Origin of the sequence: Terribacillus sp. 7520-G, assembly GCF_002271665.1 — a bacterium.
Lineage (GTDB): Bacteria > Bacillota > Bacilli > Bacillales > Amphibacillaceae > Terribacillus.
In genome coordinates this window covers 25,859-46,498 of sequence record NZ_NQFP01000027.1, presented here as the reverse complement: position 1 = coordinate 46,498, position 20,640 = coordinate 25,859, and the positions used below count along the sequence as shown (strand labels likewise).

General features: G+C 47.7%; 14 protein-coding genes. 11 read left to right on the top strand and 3 right to left on the bottom strand.

The genetic code is table 11. The annotated features are described in order from the left end of the window. Window positions 1-67 precede the first annotated feature (67 nt). The 9 genes from hpf (at window position 68) to CHH53_RS10680 (ending at window position 11,631) form a co-directional block, all read left to right on the top strand. Complete coding sequence (gene hpf, locus CHH53_RS10720) at window positions 68-643, top strand: ribosome hibernation-promoting factor, HPF/YfiA family (RefSeq protein ID WP_095216126.1); 576 nt, start codon at window positions 68-70, stop codon at window positions 641-643. Between the two features lie 722 nt (window positions 644-1,365). Next, window positions 1,366-3,882, top strand: coding sequence for a preprotein translocase subunit SecA (gene secA, locus CHH53_RS10715; protein ID WP_095216125.1), 2,517 nt, complete (start codon window positions 1,366-1,368; stop codon window positions 3,880-3,882). A 42-nt stretch (window positions 3,883-3,924) separates the two neighbouring features. Continuing rightward, window positions 3,925-5,023 (top strand): peptide chain release factor 2 gene (prfB, locus tag CHH53_RS10710; RefSeq protein ID WP_369819879.1). Its coding sequence is split into 2 segments (ribosomal slippage): window positions 3,925-3,996 and window positions 3,998-5,023, totalling 1,098 coding nucleotides; the frame shifts between segments, so codons are not numbered across the junction. 83 nt (window positions 5,024-5,106) lie between these two features. After that, on the top strand, window positions 5,107-5,400 hold the full coding sequence (locus tag CHH53_RS10705; protein WP_095216136.1) for a c-type cytochrome: 294 nt from the start codon (window positions 5,107-5,109) through the stop codon (window positions 5,398-5,400). Between the two features lie 319 nt (window positions 5,401-5,719). Continuing rightward, window positions 5,720-6,406 (top strand): cell division ATP-binding protein FtsE, encoded by a 687-nt coding sequence (ftsE, locus tag CHH53_RS10700; RefSeq protein ID WP_095216124.1) that lies wholly within the window; start codon window positions 5,720-5,722, stop codon window positions 6,404-6,406. Then, a complete protein-coding gene (gene ftsX / locus CHH53_RS10695) occupies window positions 6,396-7,283 on the top strand; it encodes a permease-like cell division protein FtsX (RefSeq protein ID WP_095216123.1) in 888 nt (295 codons plus the stop codon). The genes ftsE and ftsX overlap by 11 nt, the downstream gene beginning before the upstream one ends. Before the next feature lie 40 nt (window positions 7,284-7,323). Next, window positions 7,324-8,751, top strand: a complete 1,428-nt coding sequence (locus CHH53_RS10690; RefSeq protein WP_095216122.1) for a murein hydrolase activator EnvC family protein — start codon at window positions 7,324-7,326, stop codon at window positions 8,749-8,751. 147 nt (window positions 8,752-8,898) lie between these two features. Further along, entirely contained in the window at window positions 8,899-10,326 is a 1,428-nt protein-coding gene (locus CHH53_RS10685; protein WP_095216135.1) for a S41 family peptidase, read from the top strand. Between the two features lie 111 nt (window positions 10,327-10,437). Continuing rightward, complete coding sequence (locus CHH53_RS10680) at window positions 10,438-11,631, top strand: PDZ domain-containing protein (RefSeq protein ID WP_095216121.1); 1,194 nt, start codon at window positions 10,438-10,440, stop codon at window positions 11,629-11,631. Between the two features lie 93 nt (window positions 11,632-11,724). Here CHH53_RS10680 and CHH53_RS17685 read toward each other — a convergent pair whose 3' ends face one another. The 3 genes from CHH53_RS17685 to CHH53_RS10665 form a co-directional block, all read right to left on the bottom strand. Next, entirely contained in the window at window positions 11,725-12,648 is a 924-nt protein-coding gene (locus tag CHH53_RS17685; RefSeq protein WP_233135038.1) for a lysozyme inhibitor LprI family protein, read from the bottom strand. Between the two features lie 175 nt (window positions 12,649-12,823). Further along, window positions 12,824-16,027, bottom strand: a complete 3,204-nt coding sequence (locus tag CHH53_RS10670) for a DEAD/DEAH box helicase (RefSeq protein WP_095216120.1) — start codon at window positions 16,025-16,027, stop codon at window positions 12,824-12,826. Between the two features lie 114 nt (window positions 16,028-16,141). After that, window positions 16,142-16,636, bottom strand: coding sequence for a PTS sugar transporter subunit IIA (locus CHH53_RS10665; protein WP_095216119.1), 495 nt, complete (start codon window positions 16,634-16,636; stop codon window positions 16,142-16,144). A gap of 251 nt (window positions 16,637-16,887) precedes the next feature. Between CHH53_RS10665 and CHH53_RS10660 the strand changes: the two genes are divergently transcribed. Then, window positions 16,888-18,477, top strand: coding sequence for a peptide chain release factor 3 (locus tag CHH53_RS10660; RefSeq protein WP_095216118.1), 1,590 nt, complete (start codon window positions 16,888-16,890; stop codon window positions 18,475-18,477). 169 nt (window positions 18,478-18,646) lie between these two features. Then, a complete protein-coding gene (uvrB, locus tag CHH53_RS10655) occupies window positions 18,647-20,635 on the top strand; it encodes an excinuclease ABC subunit UvrB (RefSeq protein ID WP_095216117.1) in 1,989 nt (662 codons plus the stop codon). The last annotated feature ends 5 nt before the right edge of the window (window positions 20,636-20,640 follow it).

Genomic DNA, 20,640 nt, shown 5'->3' with positions numbered 1-20,640 from the left:
GTTTATAAAGGGTTTGTAAAGGGAATGTAGAAAGTATCCTCGTAAGGATGAAAGGAGGACACTTGTTATGAAGTACAATATTCGTGGCGAGAATGTCGAGGCTACAGAAGCGATCAAGAACTACGTTGAGAAGAAGGTAGGCAAATTGGAGAGATATTTCGATTCTCCGGTGAATTCCGAGGTTCACGTAAACTTGAGTGTCCATAACAATGAGTCGAAGATCGAAGTGACAATCCCGATGAAGAACCTGCTGCTGCGGGCAGAGGAAAGTCATACCGATCTATATGCCGCGATCGATCTGGTCGTAACGAAACTGGAACGGCAGATCAAGAAGCATAAGACGAAAGTGAATCGGCGCTCCCGCCAGAGCGGGGATGCACCGAAGCATGCATTCGCTGCTCTGGAGAATGAAAGTGCAGCCGGAGCAGTCGTCGCAGCGGCTGAAGATGAAGAAGACCTTAGTTCGTTCGAAATTGTACGGAACAAGCGTTTTGACCTGAAACCGATGGATTCCGACGAAGCAATCCTGCAGATGGATATGCTGGGGCATAGCTTCTTCGTTTATACGAACTCCGTTACAGGAGATACGAATGTAGTCTACAAACGTAAAGATGGAAGATATGGGCTCATTGAGCCTAACTGATAAAAGAAATACAAGGCAGGCACTTTCGTGTCTGCCTTTTTAAATTTAAGCCGTTTTGCAAAAACGATGGGGAGATTATCTCGTAATCACTTAAAAAAAGAGATGAAAACTGTCGGATGGTGAGGAAATCTTGTGCTTTATGAGGAAAGTCCCTGGCCGTTTTACGAAAACGGTCATTTTCCCTTTCGAAAGTCCTGTGTTATAAATAAGTCAGCTACAACAAAAGGGGGTACTGACCATCAGACATTCAGATAATGCTGTCCAAAGAGTCTCCCATTCCCAACTCACACAGCATGAGCATACGATCACACAGCTTCTCGAGATCATTGCGGCGACCAATCGAAGGCTGGCAGAACTTCAATGGAAGCAGGAGCAGCTCGAGCGCTGGTGCATCGAACAAATGCAGCGTGATCTGTCCTCCGGATCACGTGTCTTCTGAGGGGCAGACTTCCTTTTCCCCGCAAGACTCCCACCAGGATGCCGCAGTCTCCCCTCTGGAGGCTGCGCATTCCATTGACGGTGGTATTCAAGCGGCTGGAGTAGCGATTACGATACTGCGAATATCCGACATGGCACACTCCTTCCATGTTAAGCGGCGTCTGTTGGCGTCGCTGTTTTTTGCTTTTTTGGATGGGCTGATTACCCTTTCTTGTAAACCGTCAAGCCTAGTGTTATTATTATTTTTGGACTATACTTTTTTGATTTAAAAGAGGAGCGTTATGATGCGTGGACTACTAAAACGGGTGTTTGGAGACGGTACGCAGAAGCAAGTAAGCCGTGCCCAGAAAACAGCCGAACAAATAGAAAGTTTAGCAGACGAATATCGTGGATATACAGATGAACAATTAAAAGAAAAGACGACGCAATTTAAAAAACGTTATCAGGATGGCGAGTCCTTGGATGATTTGCTGCCGGAAGCCTTTGCAACCGTGCGGGAAGCGGCTGACCGAGTGCTCGGCATGCGACCTTTCCATGTACAGCTGCTTGGCGGTATCGCCATCCATGGCGGCAATATTGCCGAAATGAAAACAGGGGAAGGTAAAACACTGGCAAGTACAATGCCTGCTTACTTGAATGCTTTAGCCGGCAAGGGCGTGCATATCGTCACAGTCAATGATTATCTCGCCGGCCGTGATATGGAAAATAACCGTCCGCTATTCGAATTCCTCGGCTTGACCGTCGGGCTCAATAGTGTGGGCATGACACGGGAGCAGAAGCAGGAAGCATATGCTGCAGACATCACTTACAGTACGAACAATGAGCTTGGATTCGATTATTTACGGGATAATATGGTGCTGTATAAGGAGCAGATGGTACAGCGTCCGCTTCATTTTGCCATCATCGATGAGGTCGATTCCATCTTGATCGATGAAGCACGGACACCGCTGATCATCTCCGGTTCAGCTGCGAAATCGGCAAGTCTGTATACGCAGGCCAACTCGTTTGTTCGTATGCTGAAGAAGGAAGAAGATTATACAAATGATATCAAGACGAAATCTGTTTTGCTGACGGAGGAAGGCATCAACAAGGCAGAGAAGTTCTTCGGTCTGGAAAACTTGTTCGATTTGAAGAATGTGTCCATTACGCATCATATCAATCAAGCGCTGAAAGCACATGTGACGATGCAGCGCGATACGGATTATGTAGTCGAAGAAGGCGAGGTCATCATCGTCGACAGCTTCACCGGACGTCTCATGAAGGGACGCCGCTACAGCGACGGTCTTCACCAGGCTATCGAAGCGAAGGAAGGCCTGCAGATCCAGAATGAAAGTATGACGCTTGCCAGCATCACTTTCCAGAACTATTTCCGGATGTACAAAAAGCTTGCCGGTATGACCGGTACAGCGAAGACAGAGGAAGAAGAGTTCCGCAATATCTATAACATGGATGTGCTTGTCATCCCTACCAACAGGGAAATCACGCGTGAGGATAAATCCGACTTCATTTTCAAATCCATGGAAGGCAAGTTCCGTGCTGTTGTCGAAGAAATCAAGGCCCGCCATGCAACTGGCCAGCCAGTGCTTGTCGGTACAGTAGCCGTCGAGACTTCCGAACTGATCAGCAAGATGCTGAAGCGCGCCGGTGTGCCGCATAATGTATTGAATGCGAAGAATCACCATCGTGAAGCAGAGATCATCGAGGACGCGGGTCAAAAAGGCGCTGTGACGATTGCCACGAATATGGCTGGACGCGGTACGGATATCAAGCTTGGTGAAGGTGTGCGGGAACTGGGCGGTCTTGCTGTCATCGGTACAGAGCGTCATGAATCCCGTCGTATCGACAACCAGCTGCGCGGTCGTGCCGGCCGTCAGGGAGACCCGGGTGTGACCCAGTTCTATCTGTCCATGGAAGATGAATTGATGCGCCGGTTCGGTTCCGACAATATGCGCAATATGATGGATCGTCTAGGCATGGATGACAGCACACCGATCGAGAGCAAAATGGTATCACGTGCTGTCGAATCCGCTCAAAAACGAGTGGAAGGCAACAACTTCGATTCTCGTAAAACGGTGCTTTCCTATGATGATGTGCTTCGTGAACAGCGGGAAATCATCTATAAACAGCGCTTCGAGGTAATCGACAGCGACGATTTGAACCCGATCATCGAAGAAATGATAAAGGATACCGTCCATATGGTCGTTCAAGCACATACAGCAAATGATTCAGATGAAGCATGGGAGCTCGATGCATTGGTTGAATACGCTCATGCCAACTTACTGCCGCAGGACAAGCTGACAGTCGATGAGCTGAAGAATAAAGATGAAGAAGAAATCGAAGAATTGCTGCTTGAAAAGATTCGCGGGCATCTGAAACAGAAGGAAGAAGAAATGACACCTGATCAAATGCGCGAATTCGAAAAGGTCATCCTGCTTCGTACGGTTGATACGAAATGGATGGATCATATCGATCAGATGGATCAGCTTCGCCAAGGTATCCACTTGCGTGCTTATGGACAAAACGATCCGCTCCGGGAATATCAGCTGGAAGGCTTCAATATGTTTGAAGCGATGATCACTTCCATCAAGGAAGAAGTGACACGCTATGTACTGAAAGCGGAAATCCGTGATAACCTGCAGCGCGAACAGGTTGCTAAAGGTGTCCAAGCTGTCAGCGGCGATGATACCCAAGCAGATAAGAAAAAGAAAAAATCCCCGATCGTCAAAGGCGAAACGGTAGGACGAAATGACCCATGCCCATGCGGAAGCGGCAAAAAATACAAGAACTGCCACGGACAATGATGCCGGAAGTCCCGGTCATAGACTTATATGAGGTGAGAGAAAATGGAATTTGCAGAAATCAGAAATGAACTGGATCGTATGGATAAACAATTAGCTGACTTTAGGGGGTCTCTTTGACTTAGATCAAAAGAAAGCCCGTATCGCTGAGCTGGAGGATCAGATGCTGGAACCGACGTTCTGGGATGATCAGCAGGGAGCCCAGAAAGTCATCAATGAATCCAATGGCTTGAAGGAATCAGTGGAAGGCTATGAAAAACTGGTTTCCCGCCATGAAGATTTGGAGGTTTCCTTCGAATTGGTGAAGGAAGAAGAAGACGAGGATCTTCGCAGCGAGCTGGAAGAAGAGATAGTATCGATGCGCGAAGCACTCGATGAATTCGAGCTGCTCATGCTGCTGAGTGAACCGTATGATAAGAACAATGCCATCCTTGAACTGCACCCAGGTGCCGGCGGGACGGAATCGCAGGACTGGGCGAGCATGCTGCTGCGTATGTACACGCGCTGGGCAGAACAGCATAACTTCAAAGTGGAAACACTTGATTATCTTCCTGGAGAGGAAGCTGGTGTGAAAAGTGTGACCCTTTTGATCAAAGGCTTGAATGCGTATGGCTATTTGAAAGCAGAAAAAGGCGTGCACCGTCTTGTGCGTATCTCGCCATTCGATAGTTCCGGACGCCGCCATACATCATTTGTATCCTGTGATGTGATGCCGGAATTCGATGATGACATCGATGTGGACATACGGACAGAGGATCTGAAAATCGATACGTACCGTTCGAGCGGTGCCGGCGGTCAGCACGTCAATACGACCGATTCGGCGGTAAGGATCACGCATATCCCCACCAATACGGTCGTGACATGTCAATCCGAACGTTCGCAGATCAAAAACCGCGAACATGCAATGAAGATGCTGAAAGCGAAGCTGTATCAGCTTGAAATCGAGAAGCAGCAGCAAGAGCTGAACGAAATCCGCGGGGAACAAAAAGAAATCGGCTGGGGAAGCCAAATCCGATCCTATGTGTTCCATCCATATTCCATGGTAAAAGATCATCGGACGAATGAAGAATCGGGAAATACACAGGCTGTGATGGACGGACAGCTTGATCCGTTCATCAACGCGTATTTGCGTTCCACATTATAAGGGCTTTCTGTAAAGCTTCTGTAACATAACAAGCTGAACCGTTATTCCACTCACAAGAAAAGGATGCGATTCTCTTGAAAAAAATGGCGATAGCAAGCACCATTCTTGCATTCCTGTTTATCCTGGCAGCTTGCGGCAGCAAGGATGAAACAGCCGAAACACCGCAAGAAGCCTATGAAAACAACTGTGCCATGTGTCACGGACAGGATTTGAGCGGCGGCAATGGGGGCCCTCCCCTGGATACCCTGGGCTCCAAGTATACACAAGAAGAACTTGTGGAAATCATGGAAAACGGCAAGGGCGGTATGCCAGCCGGCCAAGCGGAGGGAGAAGAGGCGGAGAAAATCGCAGAATGGCTTCGGAATCAGCAGGAATAGCGTGATTGTGACAAATACCCATACACGAGCTGTATGGGTATTTTGTTGTGTTTTTGGACCCTGTCAGCACGAAAAATCGACAGCATACAGCATAAAATATTTCAAAAAACATGTCTTTTGTCATATTTTGAAATATAAATGTAATATTAATTCATCTAAAAAAATACAAATAAGATGTTATAATGATTTCAGGTTCGAGAGCTTTTTCGATTGCTTTCGCCAATGTTCGACATACTTAGTTAATAGATTAGCAGATTAGTTCGACATAATTTAGTTCGTAAATTAGCAGATTAGAATAAAAACAAAGGTGAGTTAAAACATGATAGAAATGAAGGGTGTGCATAAGACATATGCCAATGGCGTTACGGCGCTGAATGGCGTCAATGTGCATATCGACAGCGGGGAATTCGTGTATTTGGTAGGACCGAGCGGAGCTGGTAAATCCACATTCGTAAAAATGATCTTCCGTGGAGAAAAACCGAGCACTGGAATCGTAAAAGTCGATAACAAAGATTTAAGCACATATAAGGAACGCCATATTCCGAGGGTCAGAAGGAAAATAGGTGTTGTGTACCAGGATTTCAAATTGCTTCCGAAGCTGACAGTCTATGAAAATGTCGCTTTTGCCTTGGAAGTAATCGAAGAATCTCCTAAAATCATCCGGGATCGTGTCATGGAAGTGCTGGATCTCGTCGGGATAAAGGATAAAGCCAGATCATTACCTGATGAATTGTCAGGAGGGGAACAGCAGCGTGTCGCCATTGCCCGGGCAATAGCGAATAATCCGAAGGTCGTCATCGCCGATGAGCCAACCGGGAACCTTGATCCGGAGACATCCTGGGGCATCATGAAGGTGCTGGAGGATATCAACCAAAAAGGTACGACGATCATCATGGCAACGCACAGCAAAGAAATCGTGAATACAATCAAGAAACGCGTCATCGCCATTGAAAATGGCAGAATTGTCCGTGACGAAGCAGGAGGTGATTACGGGTATGAAGTTTAATACCGCAAAACGCCATCTGCGCGAAGGGTCCAAGAATATTTTCCGTAACGGCTGGATGACCATCGCCTCGATCGGGGCGGTAACTGTGACCTTGATCTTAGTCGGTGTCTTCCTGGCTGTCGTGTTCAACTTGAACAAGTTTGCAACCAATATCGAGTCGGATGTCGAAATGAGCGTCTATCTCGATCCCACACTTGGTCAGGACCAAGTGAAGTCCATCCAAAGTGAGATTGAATCGATTGATAAGGTTGGTTCCGTAAAGTATTCCTCGAAGGACGAGCAGTTGAACCAGCTGATGGAGGATATGGGGCAGACCGATTGGGAGTTATTCGAACAAGACAATCCATTGAGTGATACCTACATCGTCAAGACGTCCGATCCGCATGATACGGCTGGCGTGGCTGACGAAGTTGCGAAACTGGACGGAGTGGACAAGGTGGATTATGGGAAAGCGACAGTAGAGAATCTCTTTACTGTGAGTAAGTACGCCCGCATAATCGGTGCAGTTCTTATCCTTGGGCTGGTATTCACGGCCATCTTCCTGATTTCAAACACAATCAAAATAACGATCATTGCCAGAAGCAGGGAAATCGGCATCATGAAATTGGTGGGTGCGACCAACTCCTTCATCCGCTGGCCGTTCTTCATCGAAGGACTGCTGCTTGGAGTATTGGGGGCCATCATCCCAATTGCACTGGTACTCGTCGGATACTATTACCTGTCAGGGAACATGACAGATGATATCAGCATCGGTTTCGTCGAGATCCTCCCTTACTCACCATTCGCATTCCAGCTTGCAGGGATATTACTTGCAATCGGTGCAATCATCGGTGTCTGGGGCAGTGTCATGAGTGTCCGTAAATTTCTTAAAGTCTAACTAACCTAACAATATATAAGCTTGTAAAGGAAGAAAGGGAATGAGAGAAGAAATGAAGAAGATGATCAAGCCCGTTCTTGTAGCTGCATTAGCTGCAGGAACAATCCTACATACTCCGATTCAAACATCCGCGAAATCTTCCTCTGACGTTCAGAGCGAAATTGACGAACTGCAGAAGAAGCAGCAGGAAAACAACAATAAGCAAAGCGAACTCGAAGGTGAAATCAATGACGCCAAGTCTGAGCAGTCGGATAACCTGGCTGAGCAGGAAAATCTGATGGCGAAGCTGGATGATTTGAACAACGAGATCGACAAGAATGAAAATGCTTTAAGTGATAAAGAAAATGAAATCTCGGAAACGAACAAGAAAATCGAGAAGATTTCCAATGATATCGTCGAAACCGAAAAAGATATCGAAAAACGTGAAGATAAACTATCCGACCGTCTTGTCAGCATTCAGCAAAACGGCGGGGATGTCCAGTACTTGCAAGTATTGATGGGCTCCAAAAACTTCAGCGATATGGTGAACCGCCTGAATGCCGTTACAACGATCATGGATTCCGATAAGGAGCTTTTGAACGGTTATATCCAAGCGAAGCAGAAGCTTGAGGATCAAAAGCAGCAGCGTGAAGATGAAAAGAAAAACCTGGAAGATCAAAAAGCGAAGCTTGAAGATATCAAAGCAGACCTGAAGTCCCAGGCAAGCGAGCAGGAAGAATTGAAACAGCAGCTGGAAGAGGAATATGAAAAACTAGGGAACAAAATCCTTTCTGCCGAAGAAGAGAAGGAGCTTGCAGCCAACCAAGCTGAAGCGCTTCGATTGGCACAGGAAAATGCTGAATCCGAGAAAGCTGATTTAGCAGCACAGGAAAAAGCGGCAGCAGAAGCGAAGGCAGCAGCAGAGGCGGCGAAGAAAGCAGCAGCAAGCAAGTCCTCTTCCTCCAGCTCTGCATCTGAATCAAGCAGCTCTTCCAAGAGCAGCAATTCGAGCAGTTCCAGCAATTCGTCCAGTTCAAGCAGTTCCTCCAGCTCCTCCAGTGTCAAATCGGCACAAGCTGGTATCTTCTCTTGGCCGGCACAAGGTCGCCTGAGCTCTGGATTTGGTGTCCGGAATGATCCATTCGGAAGCGGCTCGTCCAGCAATCACTATGGACAGGATATCGCCAATGCTACTGGAACGCCGATTCATGCAGCGGCAAGCGGTGTTGTTTCCTACAGTGGCACGATGAATGGATATGGCAATGTTATCATCATTACGCATTCCATCAATGGACGTACGTACGAAACACTTTATGGTCACCTAAGCAGCCGTGGGGTTTCCGTTGGGGAAAAAGTCTCCAGAGGACAAGAAATTGCGAAAATGGGTAACACTGGTGCATCCACCGGTTCCCACCTTCACTTTGAAATTCATGAAGGCAAATGGAATAGTGCGAAGAGTAACGCAGTCGACCCAATGAAATATTTCTAAGATCAGAATCGAAAAAGGCATTCTCCGATGATGGAGGTGCCTTTTTCACATCATCTGCCTATTTTAGTGATAAGATAGGGGGAGGCTGGCATAATAGTAGGATTAACGGAGCGGACAAGTGAGAAAGGATGAGAGTGGGACGTGCAGATCAAAAAAGTGACATTCGTGATAGCTATCATTTTGGCATTGGTTGTCGGGGCTGGCGGCAGCTATGCGTTTACATCATATGCCGGAAAGGATGAATCTGGTTTCCGATCTGCTTCAGATGATGCAGGCAATCTCTCTGAGGTAGAGGACGCGTATGAGCTCATCAGGGATAATGCATTGGCCAAGCCGGATGCGCAGCAGCTGCAGGAAGGTGCAATACAGGGGATGCTGCAAACCCTGGATGATCCATACAGTTCCTTTCTGGACGAGGAGTCTTCCTCGCAATTGAATCAGCAGCTGGAATCTTCATTCGAGGGTATCGGAGCTGAGGTGAGCATGGTGGACAAACAGGTGACGATTGTGGCGCCGATCAAGGATTCCCCGGCTGAGGAAGCAGGTTTGCGACCGAATGATCAAGTGCTGGAGGTTGATGGCGATTCCTTGCAAGGCTTGGACCTGCAGCAAGCAGTCAATAAGATCCGAGGAGAAAAAGGGACGACGGTGACTTTGTCAGTGAAGCGTCCAGGCGTGTCAGAGGAATTGAAAATAGACGTCACCCGGGATGAGATTCCTGTTGAAACTGTCTATGCCGATACGAAAGAAGTGGATGGAAAGACAGCTGGTGTCCTGGAAATCACATCATTTTCCGAGAGCACGGCCAAGGAATTCAAAACAGCTTTGGATAAGCTGGAGAAAGACGGTATCGATGGTTTGATCATCGACGTCCGCGGAAATCCAGGCGGTATCCTGACGACAGTGGAGGATATCCTGAAGAATTTTGTCCCTAGTGATAAACCGTATTTGCAGATCGAAGATAAAAATGGCGAAAAACAAGAATTTTATACGGAGCTGGATGAGAAGAAGGAATACCCGATCAATGTCCTGATTGATGAGGGCAGTGCTTCTGCATCCGAAATTCTTGCTGGCGCCATGAATCAGGCTGGCGGTTATGAACTGATCGGAAAGACGACATTCGGAAAAGGGACGGTACAGCAAACCGTTCCATTGCAGAATGATTCCATGCTCAAGCTGACGCTGTACAAGTGGCTGACGCCCAATGGGGACTGGATCCATGAAAAAGGCATCAAGCCGACCGTCGAAGTGGACCAGCCGGAGTACTTCTACAGTTCTCCGATTCAATTGGACGAGAAGGAAACACTGAAGTTTAACGATAATAATGACAAAATCAAAAACCTGCAAATCATGCTGGAAGGCCTGGGATATGAACCAAGCCGTAAAGATGGGTTTTTCAATGAAAAGACTGAAACAGCAGTAAAACAGTTCCAGCTGGATAATGATTTGCAAGCAACAGGAGAAGTGGATCAGGAAACAGCAGATTTGCTGCAAACCAAGATCATCGAGCAAGTACGCGATGGCAAGCATGATAATCAAATGGACAAAGCGCTGCAGCAGCTTTTCCGCCAATGATCCGAAGCCTCCCTAAAAAGGGAGGCTTTTTCTATTGGCATAGGAAAACGAGGCCTATCATGTTAGAATAGACAGTATACATAAGAGTTGGTTTATAGGGAGAGACACACAATGCTGAATGATTGGTTGACCGAACTGCTATATGGGATCGGAAACTTCTTTTTGAATCCCCTGCTGTATTGGGGATTGCTGCTGACTCTATTCGTTTCCAGCCGCAGGATCAGGAAAGAGCGGAATAACTTCGGTACGAAGGTATTCGATTTTGGGAAAGAGTGGACAGGCACTTGGATGCTATCGCTTATTTTCGCACTTTTGCTTACTGCAGTAAGCATCGGCGCCGGGATCGTCATGGCACCGGTCGTCGTTTTATTGATAAGTGCCGTGACGATTGTCCTTACGCTCTTGTTCCGTTTCACTTGGCTGTCATCAGCTTATATTTTTGGATTCAGCTTTTTGCTTGCCGTAGGTGCAGCTCCATATGCTGCTGACTATCTGCCAGCTGGCTGGGCTGATGATTTGGAAGGTCTTAACTGGATCAGCTTTGCACTCATCATGAGCATCCTTATGCTTGCAGAAGCTGTCCTTCTGCTTAAGACCAAAAGGGAAGATACCTTGCCGGAGCTGGTAAAGGGTCCTCGCGGACGCTGGATTGGCCAGCATCGGTTTCGCAAGCTGTTATTCATTCCATTCGTCCTGTTAGTGCCGGCGGGTGCCATCGAGCCTTTCGCCCCATGGTGGCCATTCTTCCATTTGAATGGAACGAATTACGGCCTGCTGCTGGTGCCATTGCTTACTGGTATCGATGGTTTTGCCAAGGGCCGTCCCGCATTCATCGAAGCGCGTAAGCAAGGGAAGGCTGTCTTGATCTTGGCATTCTTGACCCTTGCGGTGAGCTTGGCAAGTATGTACTCCTATTATTTCGCCATTGCGGCTTTTGTGATCGCACTTATCGGCAGGGAGGCGATCACGCTATACTTCCGCAGTAAAGATCGCAAGCGTAAGATGTACTACACGGAAAGCAGCAAGGGATTGTTCGTTCTTGCTGTCATTCCCCAAAGCCCGGCTGACAGACTGGGAATATTGGCTGGTGAGCGGATCGAGAAAGTAAACGGTATCCGTGTGACAACGGAACGGGCATTCTATGAAGCCATCCAGACGAACAGCCAGTATTGCAAGATGGAAATCCGTGATGACCAAGGGGAAATCCGGATCAAGCAGCGTGCGATGTATGAAGGGGAACCGCATGAGCTTGGCATCATCTTTGTGCAGGAACAGTGGAGATATGCTTCACGGGAAAGCAGCTGAATATAAATGATCAAAAGCAGCAGTTATCTCATTGGAAATAAGCCCACTCGTCTGAAGCTAAGATGTGTGGGCTTTTGTTTTAGGGGATTCCAGTCATTTCATATAGGACGCTACTAACTCATAACATCTTTCCTTTGTAATAGTTGCTTTTGTAGCTATAGCTTCCAAGGGCTGCAAAGTACCGCCTTCGTATTTTAGCGAAGCTTCTTCTGCTTGTGTATCTCTGTTTCTGATCCAATTTCGCTGTCCTTCCCTTAATTTGTCCATTTCATCAGCAGGAAGTTGTTCTTGCAGGGCATTATAAATTTCATTTAATACTGCATCCCATTTTTTATATCTTTCATCTTCTTGATCTATCATATCTTGTGTGGTCGATTTAACCTCTGCATTTCTATCTGCTTCTTCCATTCCGTTCAATCTCTTAAGATATTCTTCTTTTCCCGCAGTGTTTATATTGTTTGTATCGACAGAAGGATGGAACTCTTCATAAGTGCCGTTCTGATATACTTGATAGTAGCCTAAGTTGCCAGTTTTTACTGATCCGCGCAAAGGAACATCCACTACTTGCACCATATAAAAAGATCCAGTATTATCAGTCAATAGCTTTCCATCAGTCCCAAAAGAAATGTCCTCATTTTTTCCTTCTTCCAGATGTTGTTTCAGAAATTGTACGGCTTCCTCACCATTTGAGATTTTTATGTTTTCTTGGACTGGTGTTTCTGATTTTTTCTCATCATTGTTGATATTGGTATCAGGATCTTTTTCTTCGGCAGCCGCTCCTGTGTTCTTCTCCTCCTTGCTGTTCCCTGTAACAGGATTTTTTTCTTCGCGCTTGTCTTCTTCGTATGTATCACCATCTGCTCCTGTTTGCTCTCTTGATTTATCTTTTACAGATATATCGTTTGGTTCTGTCTCCTTATTGTCAGAAGCGTTTTGTTCGTTTGCTGCATTACAAGCAGCCAGTGTAAATAAAGCTAAGAGAGATAGCGTCATGATGAGCGTTGTTTTTATCTTCATCTTCATTCCTCCTTATTTGAAATTTTACCATATTTTACTTTTTATTCGGTGCTTTTTGTTTTTTTACACAAGGAATAGACAGGAGCATCCAATTCATTCGTCATACAAAGAACAGCTGTGACAGGAATCATTCCATATATATAGCAAATGAGCAAGCCTTCGCGGCTTGCTCATTCTAGTCGTCCTGCATCGATAACAGGCTGCGTATTTCTTCTTCGGTAAGTGTATGGAGCATCGTTTCCCCGGGTTGGATGATCTGATCGACGAGGGCGCGCTTGCGCTGCTGCAATTCAAAGATTCGTTCCTCGATCGTCCCGCGTGTAAGCAGACGGATCACTTGGACGACATTTTTCTGTCCGATTCTGTGGGCACGACCGGCGGCTTGCTCTTCAACAGCAGGATTCCACCATAGGTCGAATAGGATGACGGTATCTGCACCTGTAAGATTCAGTCCTGTACCCCCTGCTTTCAAGCTGATCAGGAAGCCGTCCCTTTCTCCTTCATTGAATGCTTCTGCCATTTGCATTCTTTCCTTGGCAGGCGTACTGCCATCGAGATAGAATACGTCGGTATCATCCAAGGCATGCCGGATGATTTCCAGCATGCTGGCAAACTGGGAGAAAATCAAGAAACGTTTGTTATTTTGTTTCAGCTCCCGGACAACCTCGAGCAGCTGCTCCAATTTACCGGATTGCCCGGTGTAATTCTCGATGAATAGAGAAGGATGGCAGCAAATCTGGCGCAGTCGTGTCAGCCCGGCCAGAATCTCGAGCTTTCCGCGATCGAAGCCTTTTTCGGCAATCGTTTTGTCGATCTTTCTCCGGATCCGCTCCAGATAGCCGACATAAACTTCTTTTTGTTCTTGGGTAAGATCCGAATAGTTCGTGGTCTCGATTTTTTCGGGAAGTTCATGCAGCACATCCGTCTTGACTCGTCTCAGGATGAATGGACGAGTCAGCCGGGCAATCTTCTCCGGTTCCATTTCGGTGAATGATTTCCTGCTCCGGAACAGTCCGGGTGATATCGTGTGGAAGATGGACCATAGTTCCTCCAGCCTGTTTTCAATCGGGGTGCCGCTGAGTGCGAATCGCTTACCAGCTTGAATCAGTCCGACGGATTTGGCGGTCTGGGTCGTATGGTTTTTGATCGCTTGTGCTTCATCCAGGATCAGACTGTCGAATAGATGTCCTGCATACACATGATGATCGATTCTTAATAACGGGTAGGAGGTGATGATGATATCATGCTCCTCCAGCCGGGAAAGCTGCTCCTGCCGTTCGGTCACCGAGCCGGAAATGACCAGTGTCCGCATATCGGGTGCAAATTTTTCGAATTCCTTCTGCCAGTTATAGAGCAGCGAGGAAGGTACTACAATCAGCGATGGATTAGCTGATGGATTAGCCTCCCTTTCAGAAGTGAGATAGGAAATCGTCTGCAATGTTTTCCCGAGCCCCATATCATCGGCAAGTATGCCGCCGAGACCATAGTGGGCCAGTGTCTTCATCCATTTGAATCCGGTCAGCTGATAATCCCGCAATTCTGCCTGGAGTCCGGATGGCAGCGCGAACTCGATTTGTTCCGGGTGGCGCAGCCGCTCGATCAAAGTGCGGAAAGCAGCTTCCGTTTCTGCGCCGCGGAGAGACTCTTCCACTTGCATGCTTTGGGCGATCGGTACGAAGATATGCTGATTTTCCAGCTGGCTTTTCTTGATTTGGAGCTGTTCCAGGAAGTCTTGGAAATTCTCCATGGATTCCTGCCCGAGATCAAGCAATGCGCCGTCAGGGATACGATAATAGCGTTTCTTTTCGATCATCGCCTGCAATACATCATTGATATGTGCTTCGGATAAGCCCGAAACATCGAAGCTGATTTCCAGCATTCCTTTTTCCTGCTGCAGCCGGATCGAGGAAGAAACTTCATGCTGATCATCCGCCTGCATCGCCTGCACTCTATCGGAAATATATACCTCGGCGATTTCCTGTAAAGCGGGCAGATGCTCATGGAGGAAGAGATACATATACTCTGTATTAAGCAAATGGAACCGGCCTTTCGAAAAGCGGAATCCAGCAGCATGCAGTTGCTGAAGGACAGCATCTTCCTTGGCTGGTTGACGCTTGATCACCGGCATGTCTGTCTGCGGCTGACCTGGCTGGATGACGTGATTCCCATAATGGAAAGAAACACTGGCATGCAGTACATCATCCGTTTCATCCAGATATACTTTGGCAGCAAGAGGAGACATTTCGATTTTGCTGCGGACTGTTTCGGCGATATGCACGTGTCCGATTTGTTCCAGTTTGCCGACGACTTGCGACACGAATTTGTCGACGTTTTTAGTCGAAACGGTTTGCGGTGCATCATGCCGATAAGGAAGGATGGAGAACAGCTCCTTGATCAATTCCCGCTGTTCGGCAGGAACTGGATACAACGTGTCATCCTTGAATAAATAATGATAGGTTTTGATATATTCATATGCCGCGATTTCCTGTACCCCAAGCTGGAGCATTTCGTCTTCATCCGTTGACAGATAAAAGTCCAATCGTGCAGGCTTGTCACTCACATGGAATGTGTCCAGCGGTTCCGTATGCAGCAATTGGAGTGAGGCACCAGCTTCTGCAAGCTGCGGCAGCAAAACTTTGGCTATCGCAGGCGTCAGTTTGATCGCACGCTTTTCTGATTGGAGGGTGGAAGCTGCGAAATCATGGATCATACTGTTCTCACAGGCTTCCAGCAATCGTTCCAGGATAGCTTTGTCTTCTGGTGTGACAATATGTACACGCGGGTCGAAGGCGAAGCTCGGCGTCAGCTGATAGCGGGTCTGATGCAGCACACTTTTGAGAAAGTCCTCGGCAAGCCGCACGATATAGGTGCGGCTGGTCCCTGCCTTCAATTCGACCTCAAACACAGTATTGCCGTTCGTCTGCATGAAGCGCTGTTCGACCTTATATTCCAGTTTCAACGTTTCCGGGGGCTTCGATGGCAGGCGCTCGGCAGGGGATACGAAGGCTTGCACGAGCCGATCGGTAAAGTCAGTCTGACGGGCAGCAGCCGGGACGGCTGTATCTTCGGTGACGGTGTATCCGTTACTATCGAAACGGTTCCGGCTGATCGCGATCAAGACTGCCGCAATGTGCTTGCATGTATAATGGGTGTGATAGGCTGGACAGCTGCAGACCCCATCCAGATCATCGTCCTCAAAGAAAAAAATCCGGACAGGATAGTTTTCGGTTCCGCGGACGACAGCTTTCCATTGGTTGATGGATGGCGTGAAGCTCAGTCCCTGGACGCGCCCTTTATTGACGTAGTCCAGCCCCCTCCGATAGAATCGATCGCCTGTCACTTTGATGATATCTTGTTTATCGAGAAAATAAGATTGCATGAAAGCCCAGTCTCCAGTCTAAAAAATTCATTATCCTATCATTATAACAGATATGACAATAGGCTTCCCAAATAGGTCAAAATAAAAAACGGCAGCGTGCAGCTGCCATTTCGATTATTTCTTTTTCACTTGGAAGATCTGGGTTTCCCCTGCAATGGCTTGTTCGGGGAATAGTGTTTCCAAGGTATATGCACTTGCTTCATAGTTGGTGATGATCACTGGTGTGACACTGCTTTTTGCATTCGCTTCGATGAACGCTTTGTCGAAGGTGACGAGCTTATCGCCGGCGGAGACTTTATCTCCGGTTTTGACAAAGGTTTCGAAGCCTTCGCCTTTGAGGTTCACGGTATCCAGACCGATATGGAGCAGCACTTCCAGACCCATTTCTGTTTTTAAGCCGATGGCATGCTTGGTTTCGAACACCTGGACGACCTGGGCATCGATCGGACTGACGATGGTCTGATCCGACGGTTCGATGGCGAGACCCTCACCCATCATTTTTTCTGCAAATACTGGATCAGGCACCTCCTCGAGCGGCACTGCTTTCCCGTTGACAGGGCTTACAAAACGCTCTTCTGTAATACTTTTACCGAATAGTTTCTTTAGCATATCTTGTCTCTCCTCGGAATGAATCGGATTTTGATGAAAATCTTATTATTATCATAGTAAAGCGTTTTCTCAGTGCGGGTCAATGAAAAACCATCTTCGGAAGGATATTGCCTAAAAGCGCTAACATTATGTATAGTAGAGAAAGACTGATTTTAGAGCGGAAAAGAGGTTTGACGCAGTGTGAGATAATAAATCGATCACAATGACAATCAGGCTATACGAATGCTAATGGAACGGTAGGTAAAGAACCGATGCAAATAAAAGAAGAAGTGCAAAAACGCAAGACTTTCGCTATCATCTCCCACCCGGATGCCGGGAAGACGACACTTACGGAAAAACTGCTCGTCTTCGGGAATCTGATTCGTACCGCGGGTACGGTAAAAGGAAAGAAATCAGGTAAATTCGCTACTTCCGACTGGATGGAGATCGAGAAGCAGCGCGGGATTTCCGTCACATCATCCGTGATGAATTTCCCTTATAAAGATTATCAGGTGAATATCCTGGATACACCAGGTCACGAAGACTTCAGTGAAGATACGTATCGGACACTGACGGCAGTGGATAGTGTCGTCATGATCATCGATGCGACAAAAGGGATCGAAGCCCAGACCTTGAAATTATTCAAAGTCTGCCGTATGAGAGGCATTCCGATTTTCACCTTCATCAACAAGCTTGACCGGGAAGGCCGTGAGCCGCTGGAGCTATTGGAGGAAATCGAAACTGTATTGGATATCGAAACGTATCCGATGAACTGGCCGGCAGGAATGGGCAAGCGTTTCCTGGGTATTTTCGATAGATATAACAAGCAGTTCGTGCGTTTCAATGGAAATGAAGAAGAAACGTATATTCCTTATGACCAGCTCGATGATCCGGCTTATGCCGACTTGACTGGTGACTCCACTTTCGAAGATACAAAAGGAGAGCTGGAATTATTGGAGGAAGCCGGTGATCAATTCTCGCTGGATCGTGTCCTGGCCGGCAAACAGACACCGGTCTTCTTCGGCAGCGCCCTTGCGCCTTTCGGAGTCCAAACATTCTTCGATACGTTCGTGAGCATGGCGCCTGCACCAGGAAGCCGCCGTACGACGGAAGGTGTCGTATCCCCTGAGAAAGAAGAATTCTCCGGATTCATTTTCAAGATCCAGGCGAATATGAACCCGGCCCACCGCGACCGGATTGCTTTCCTGCGTGTCTGCTCAGGGAAATTCGAGCGTGGTATGAGCGTGCAGCTGGCCCGCTCGGCGAAGCCGATCAAGTTATCCCAATCGCAGCAATTCGTGGCATCGTCCCGTGATACAGTCGAAGAGGCGTATGCGGGGGATATCATCGGAATATATGATCCGAACATTTATCGGATCGGGGATACACTGGTCGAAGGGAAAGCGAACTTCGAGTTCGATGAGCTGCCGCAGTTCCCGCCGGAAGTATTCAAGAAGGTCACGGCAAAGAACGTCATGAAAGCGAAGCAGTTCAAGAAGGGCATCGAGCAGCTCGTCCAGGAAGGAGCGATCCAGCTGTTCCGCGGCAAACGCGATGACAGCTATATCCTCGGCGCGGTCGGGGAGCTCCAGTACGAAGTATTCGAATATCGGATGAAAAATGAGTATAATGTAGAAGTGGTATTGGAATCGATGGGAGAGCGCATCCCTCGCTGGCTGAAGGCTGAGCAAGTGGATGAGCGGCTATTCGATGAGCGCAGTCTGCTCGCCCAGGATCGGGAAGGGGAATACTTGGCATTGTTCAAGAATGATTTCGCCCTCCGCTGGTTCACGGACAAAAATCCGAAAATCGATTTGATCGACCTATTTGAAGTCAACCAATACGACCAAGCAGCCAACTAAGATAAAGCCGTCATTTTTGACGGCTTTTTGCTATCTGCTAGTTTATGTTTTATATATTGGGCAATCATCCATACTAGGATGTATATGGAATTTTGGACGAATGTTTGTTCGTGTTTTTATATATTTTATGCTATGATGAAAATAGCAAACAGAACGGAGGAATTTGGCGTTGAAGGAAAAGGAAACGTTTGAGTTAGTATCCAAATATAAGCCGCAGGGTGATCAGCCGAAAGCGATTGAACGGCTTGTCGATGGCGTCCGCCAGAATAAGCGGCATCAGACACTGCTCGGAGCGACAGGTACCGGTAAGACGTTCACCATCTCCAATATGGTGAAGGAAATCAACAAACCGACGCTTGTCATTGCCCATAACAAAACACTGGCCGGCCAGCTGTACAGCGAGTTCAAGGAATTCTTCCCGAACAATGCAGTGGAATACTTCGTCAGCTATTATGATTATTATCAGCCGGAAGCATATGTACCGCAGACGGATACATTCATCGAGAAGGATGCAAGCATCAATGATGAGATCGATAAACTGCGCCACTCGGCGACATCCGCCCTTTTCGAGCGCAATGATGTACTGATCGTGGCAAGTGTGTCCTGTATCTATGGTTTGGGTTCCCCGGAAGAATATAAGAGCCAGGTGCTGTCCGTCCGTGTCGGGATGGAGAAGGATAGGGATGAATTGCTCCGCAACTTGGTGGACATCCAATACGCACGGAATGATATCGACTTCCAGCGCGGTACATTCCGTGTCCGCGGTGACTCGGTCGAAGTCATCCCTGCTTCAAAAGAAGAGCACTGCATCCGTTTTGAATTCTTTGGTGATGAGATCGATCGAATCCGTGAAGTGGACGCACTGACAGGCGAGATCATCGGGGATCGCGAGCACGTGGCCATCTTCCCTGCTTCCCACTTCGTTACGCGTGAAGAGAATCTCAAGAAGGCCATCGTCAATATTGAAAAAGAGCTCCAGGAACAGCTCAAAGTGTTCAGGGACCAAGGCAAGCTGCTGGAAGCCCAGCGACTGGAGCAGCGGACGAATTATGACTTGGAAATGATGCGGGAAATGGGCTTTTGCTCTGGTATCGAAAACTATTCGGCCCAGCTTACCTTCCGTGAACGGGGAGCAACCCCTTATACGCTACTGGACTTCTTCCCGGACGATTTCGTTGTCGTCGTCGATGAGTCCCATGTTACGCTGCCTCAGATCAGGGGGATGTTCAATGGGGACCAGGCACGTAAGAAAGTGCTGGTCGACCATGGCTTCCGCCTGCCGTCCGCGATGGACAACAGGCCGCTGACATTTGAGGAATTCGAGAAGAAGACCAGCCAGCTCGTGTATGTCTCTGCGACACCGGGTCCTTATGAAATCGAGCATACGCCGGAAATGATCGAGCAGATCATCAGGCCGACAGGGCTGCTTGATCCGGAAATCGATATTCGTCCGATAGATGGACAAATAGATGACTTGATCAGTGAGATTTACAAACGGACAGAGAAGAATGAACGTGTCCTGATCACGACATTGACCAAGAAAATGTCCGAAGACTTGACCGACTACCTCAAGGAGATCGGCATCAAGGTCGCTTATCTGCATTCGGAAATCAAGACGCTCGAACGGATCGAGGTCATCCGCGATTTGCGGATCGGCAAATATGATGTACTTGTCGGAATCAACCTGCTTCGGGAAGGCTTGGATATTCCGGAGGTTTCCCTCGTGGCCATACTTGATGCGGACAAGGAAGGGTTCTTGCGTTCCGAGCGTTCCTTGATCCAGACGATGGGCCGGGCGGCGCGTAACGAAAACGGGCATGTCATCATGTATGCAGATAAAATTACCGACAGCATGCAAAAAGCGATGGATGAAACACTGCGGCGCCGTGAAATCCAAATCGCTTACAATGAAGAGCATGGCATCACACCGCGGACGATCCAGAAGGAAGTGCGGGATGTCATCAAGGCGACGATTAGTTCTGAAGAATCCGGTACCAATAAGAAAGATACACCGGATTTGACGAAGATGACGAAGAAGGAAAAAGAAAAAGTGATTGCCGAGATGGAGAAAGAAATGAAACAGGCTGCACGCGATCTCAATTTCGAACGTGCTGCCGAGCTTCGTGATCTTGTCTTGGAACTAAAAGTGGAAGGGTGAAGAAA

What these genes read in the sequence shown, in the direction of transcription:
- hpf (WP_095216126.1), top strand. Translation starts at nt 68, where the DNA reads ATGAAGTACAATATTCGTGGCGAGAATGTCGAGGCTACAGAAGCGATC.
- secA (WP_095216125.1), top strand. Translation starts at nt 1,366, where the DNA reads ATGCGTGGACTACTAAAACGGGTGTTTGGAGACGGTACGCAGAAGCAA.
- CHH53_RS10705 (WP_095216136.1), top strand. Translation starts at nt 5,107, where the DNA reads ATGGCGATAGCAAGCACCATTCTTGCATTCCTGTTTATCCTGGCAGCT.
- ftsE (WP_095216124.1), top strand. Translation starts at nt 5,720, where the DNA reads ATGATAGAAATGAAGGGTGTGCATAAGACATATGCCAATGGCGTTACG.
- ftsX (WP_095216123.1), top strand. Translation starts at nt 6,396, where the DNA reads ATGAAGTTTAATACCGCAAAACGCCATCTGCGCGAAGGGTCCAAGAAT.
- CHH53_RS10690 (WP_095216122.1), top strand. Translation starts at nt 7,324, where the DNA reads ATGAGAGAAGAAATGAAGAAGATGATCAAGCCCGTTCTTGTAGCTGCA.
- CHH53_RS10680 (WP_095216121.1), top strand. Translation starts at nt 10,438, where the DNA reads ATGCTGAATGATTGGTTGACCGAACTGCTATATGGGATCGGAAACTTC.
- CHH53_RS17685 (WP_233135038.1), bottom strand. Translation starts at nt 12,648, where the DNA reads ATGAAGATAAAAACAACGCTCATCATGACGCTATCTCTCTTAGCTTTA.
- CHH53_RS10670 (WP_095216120.1), bottom strand. Translation starts at nt 16,027, where the DNA reads ATGCAATCTTATTTTCTCGATAAACAAGATATCATCAAAGTGACAGGC.
- CHH53_RS10665 (WP_095216119.1), bottom strand. Translation starts at nt 16,636, where the DNA reads ATGCTAAAGAAACTATTCGGTAAAAGTATTACAGAAGAGCGTTTTGTA.
- CHH53_RS10660 (WP_095216118.1), top strand. Translation starts at nt 16,888, where the DNA reads ATGCAAATAAAAGAAGAAGTGCAAAAACGCAAGACTTTCGCTATCATC.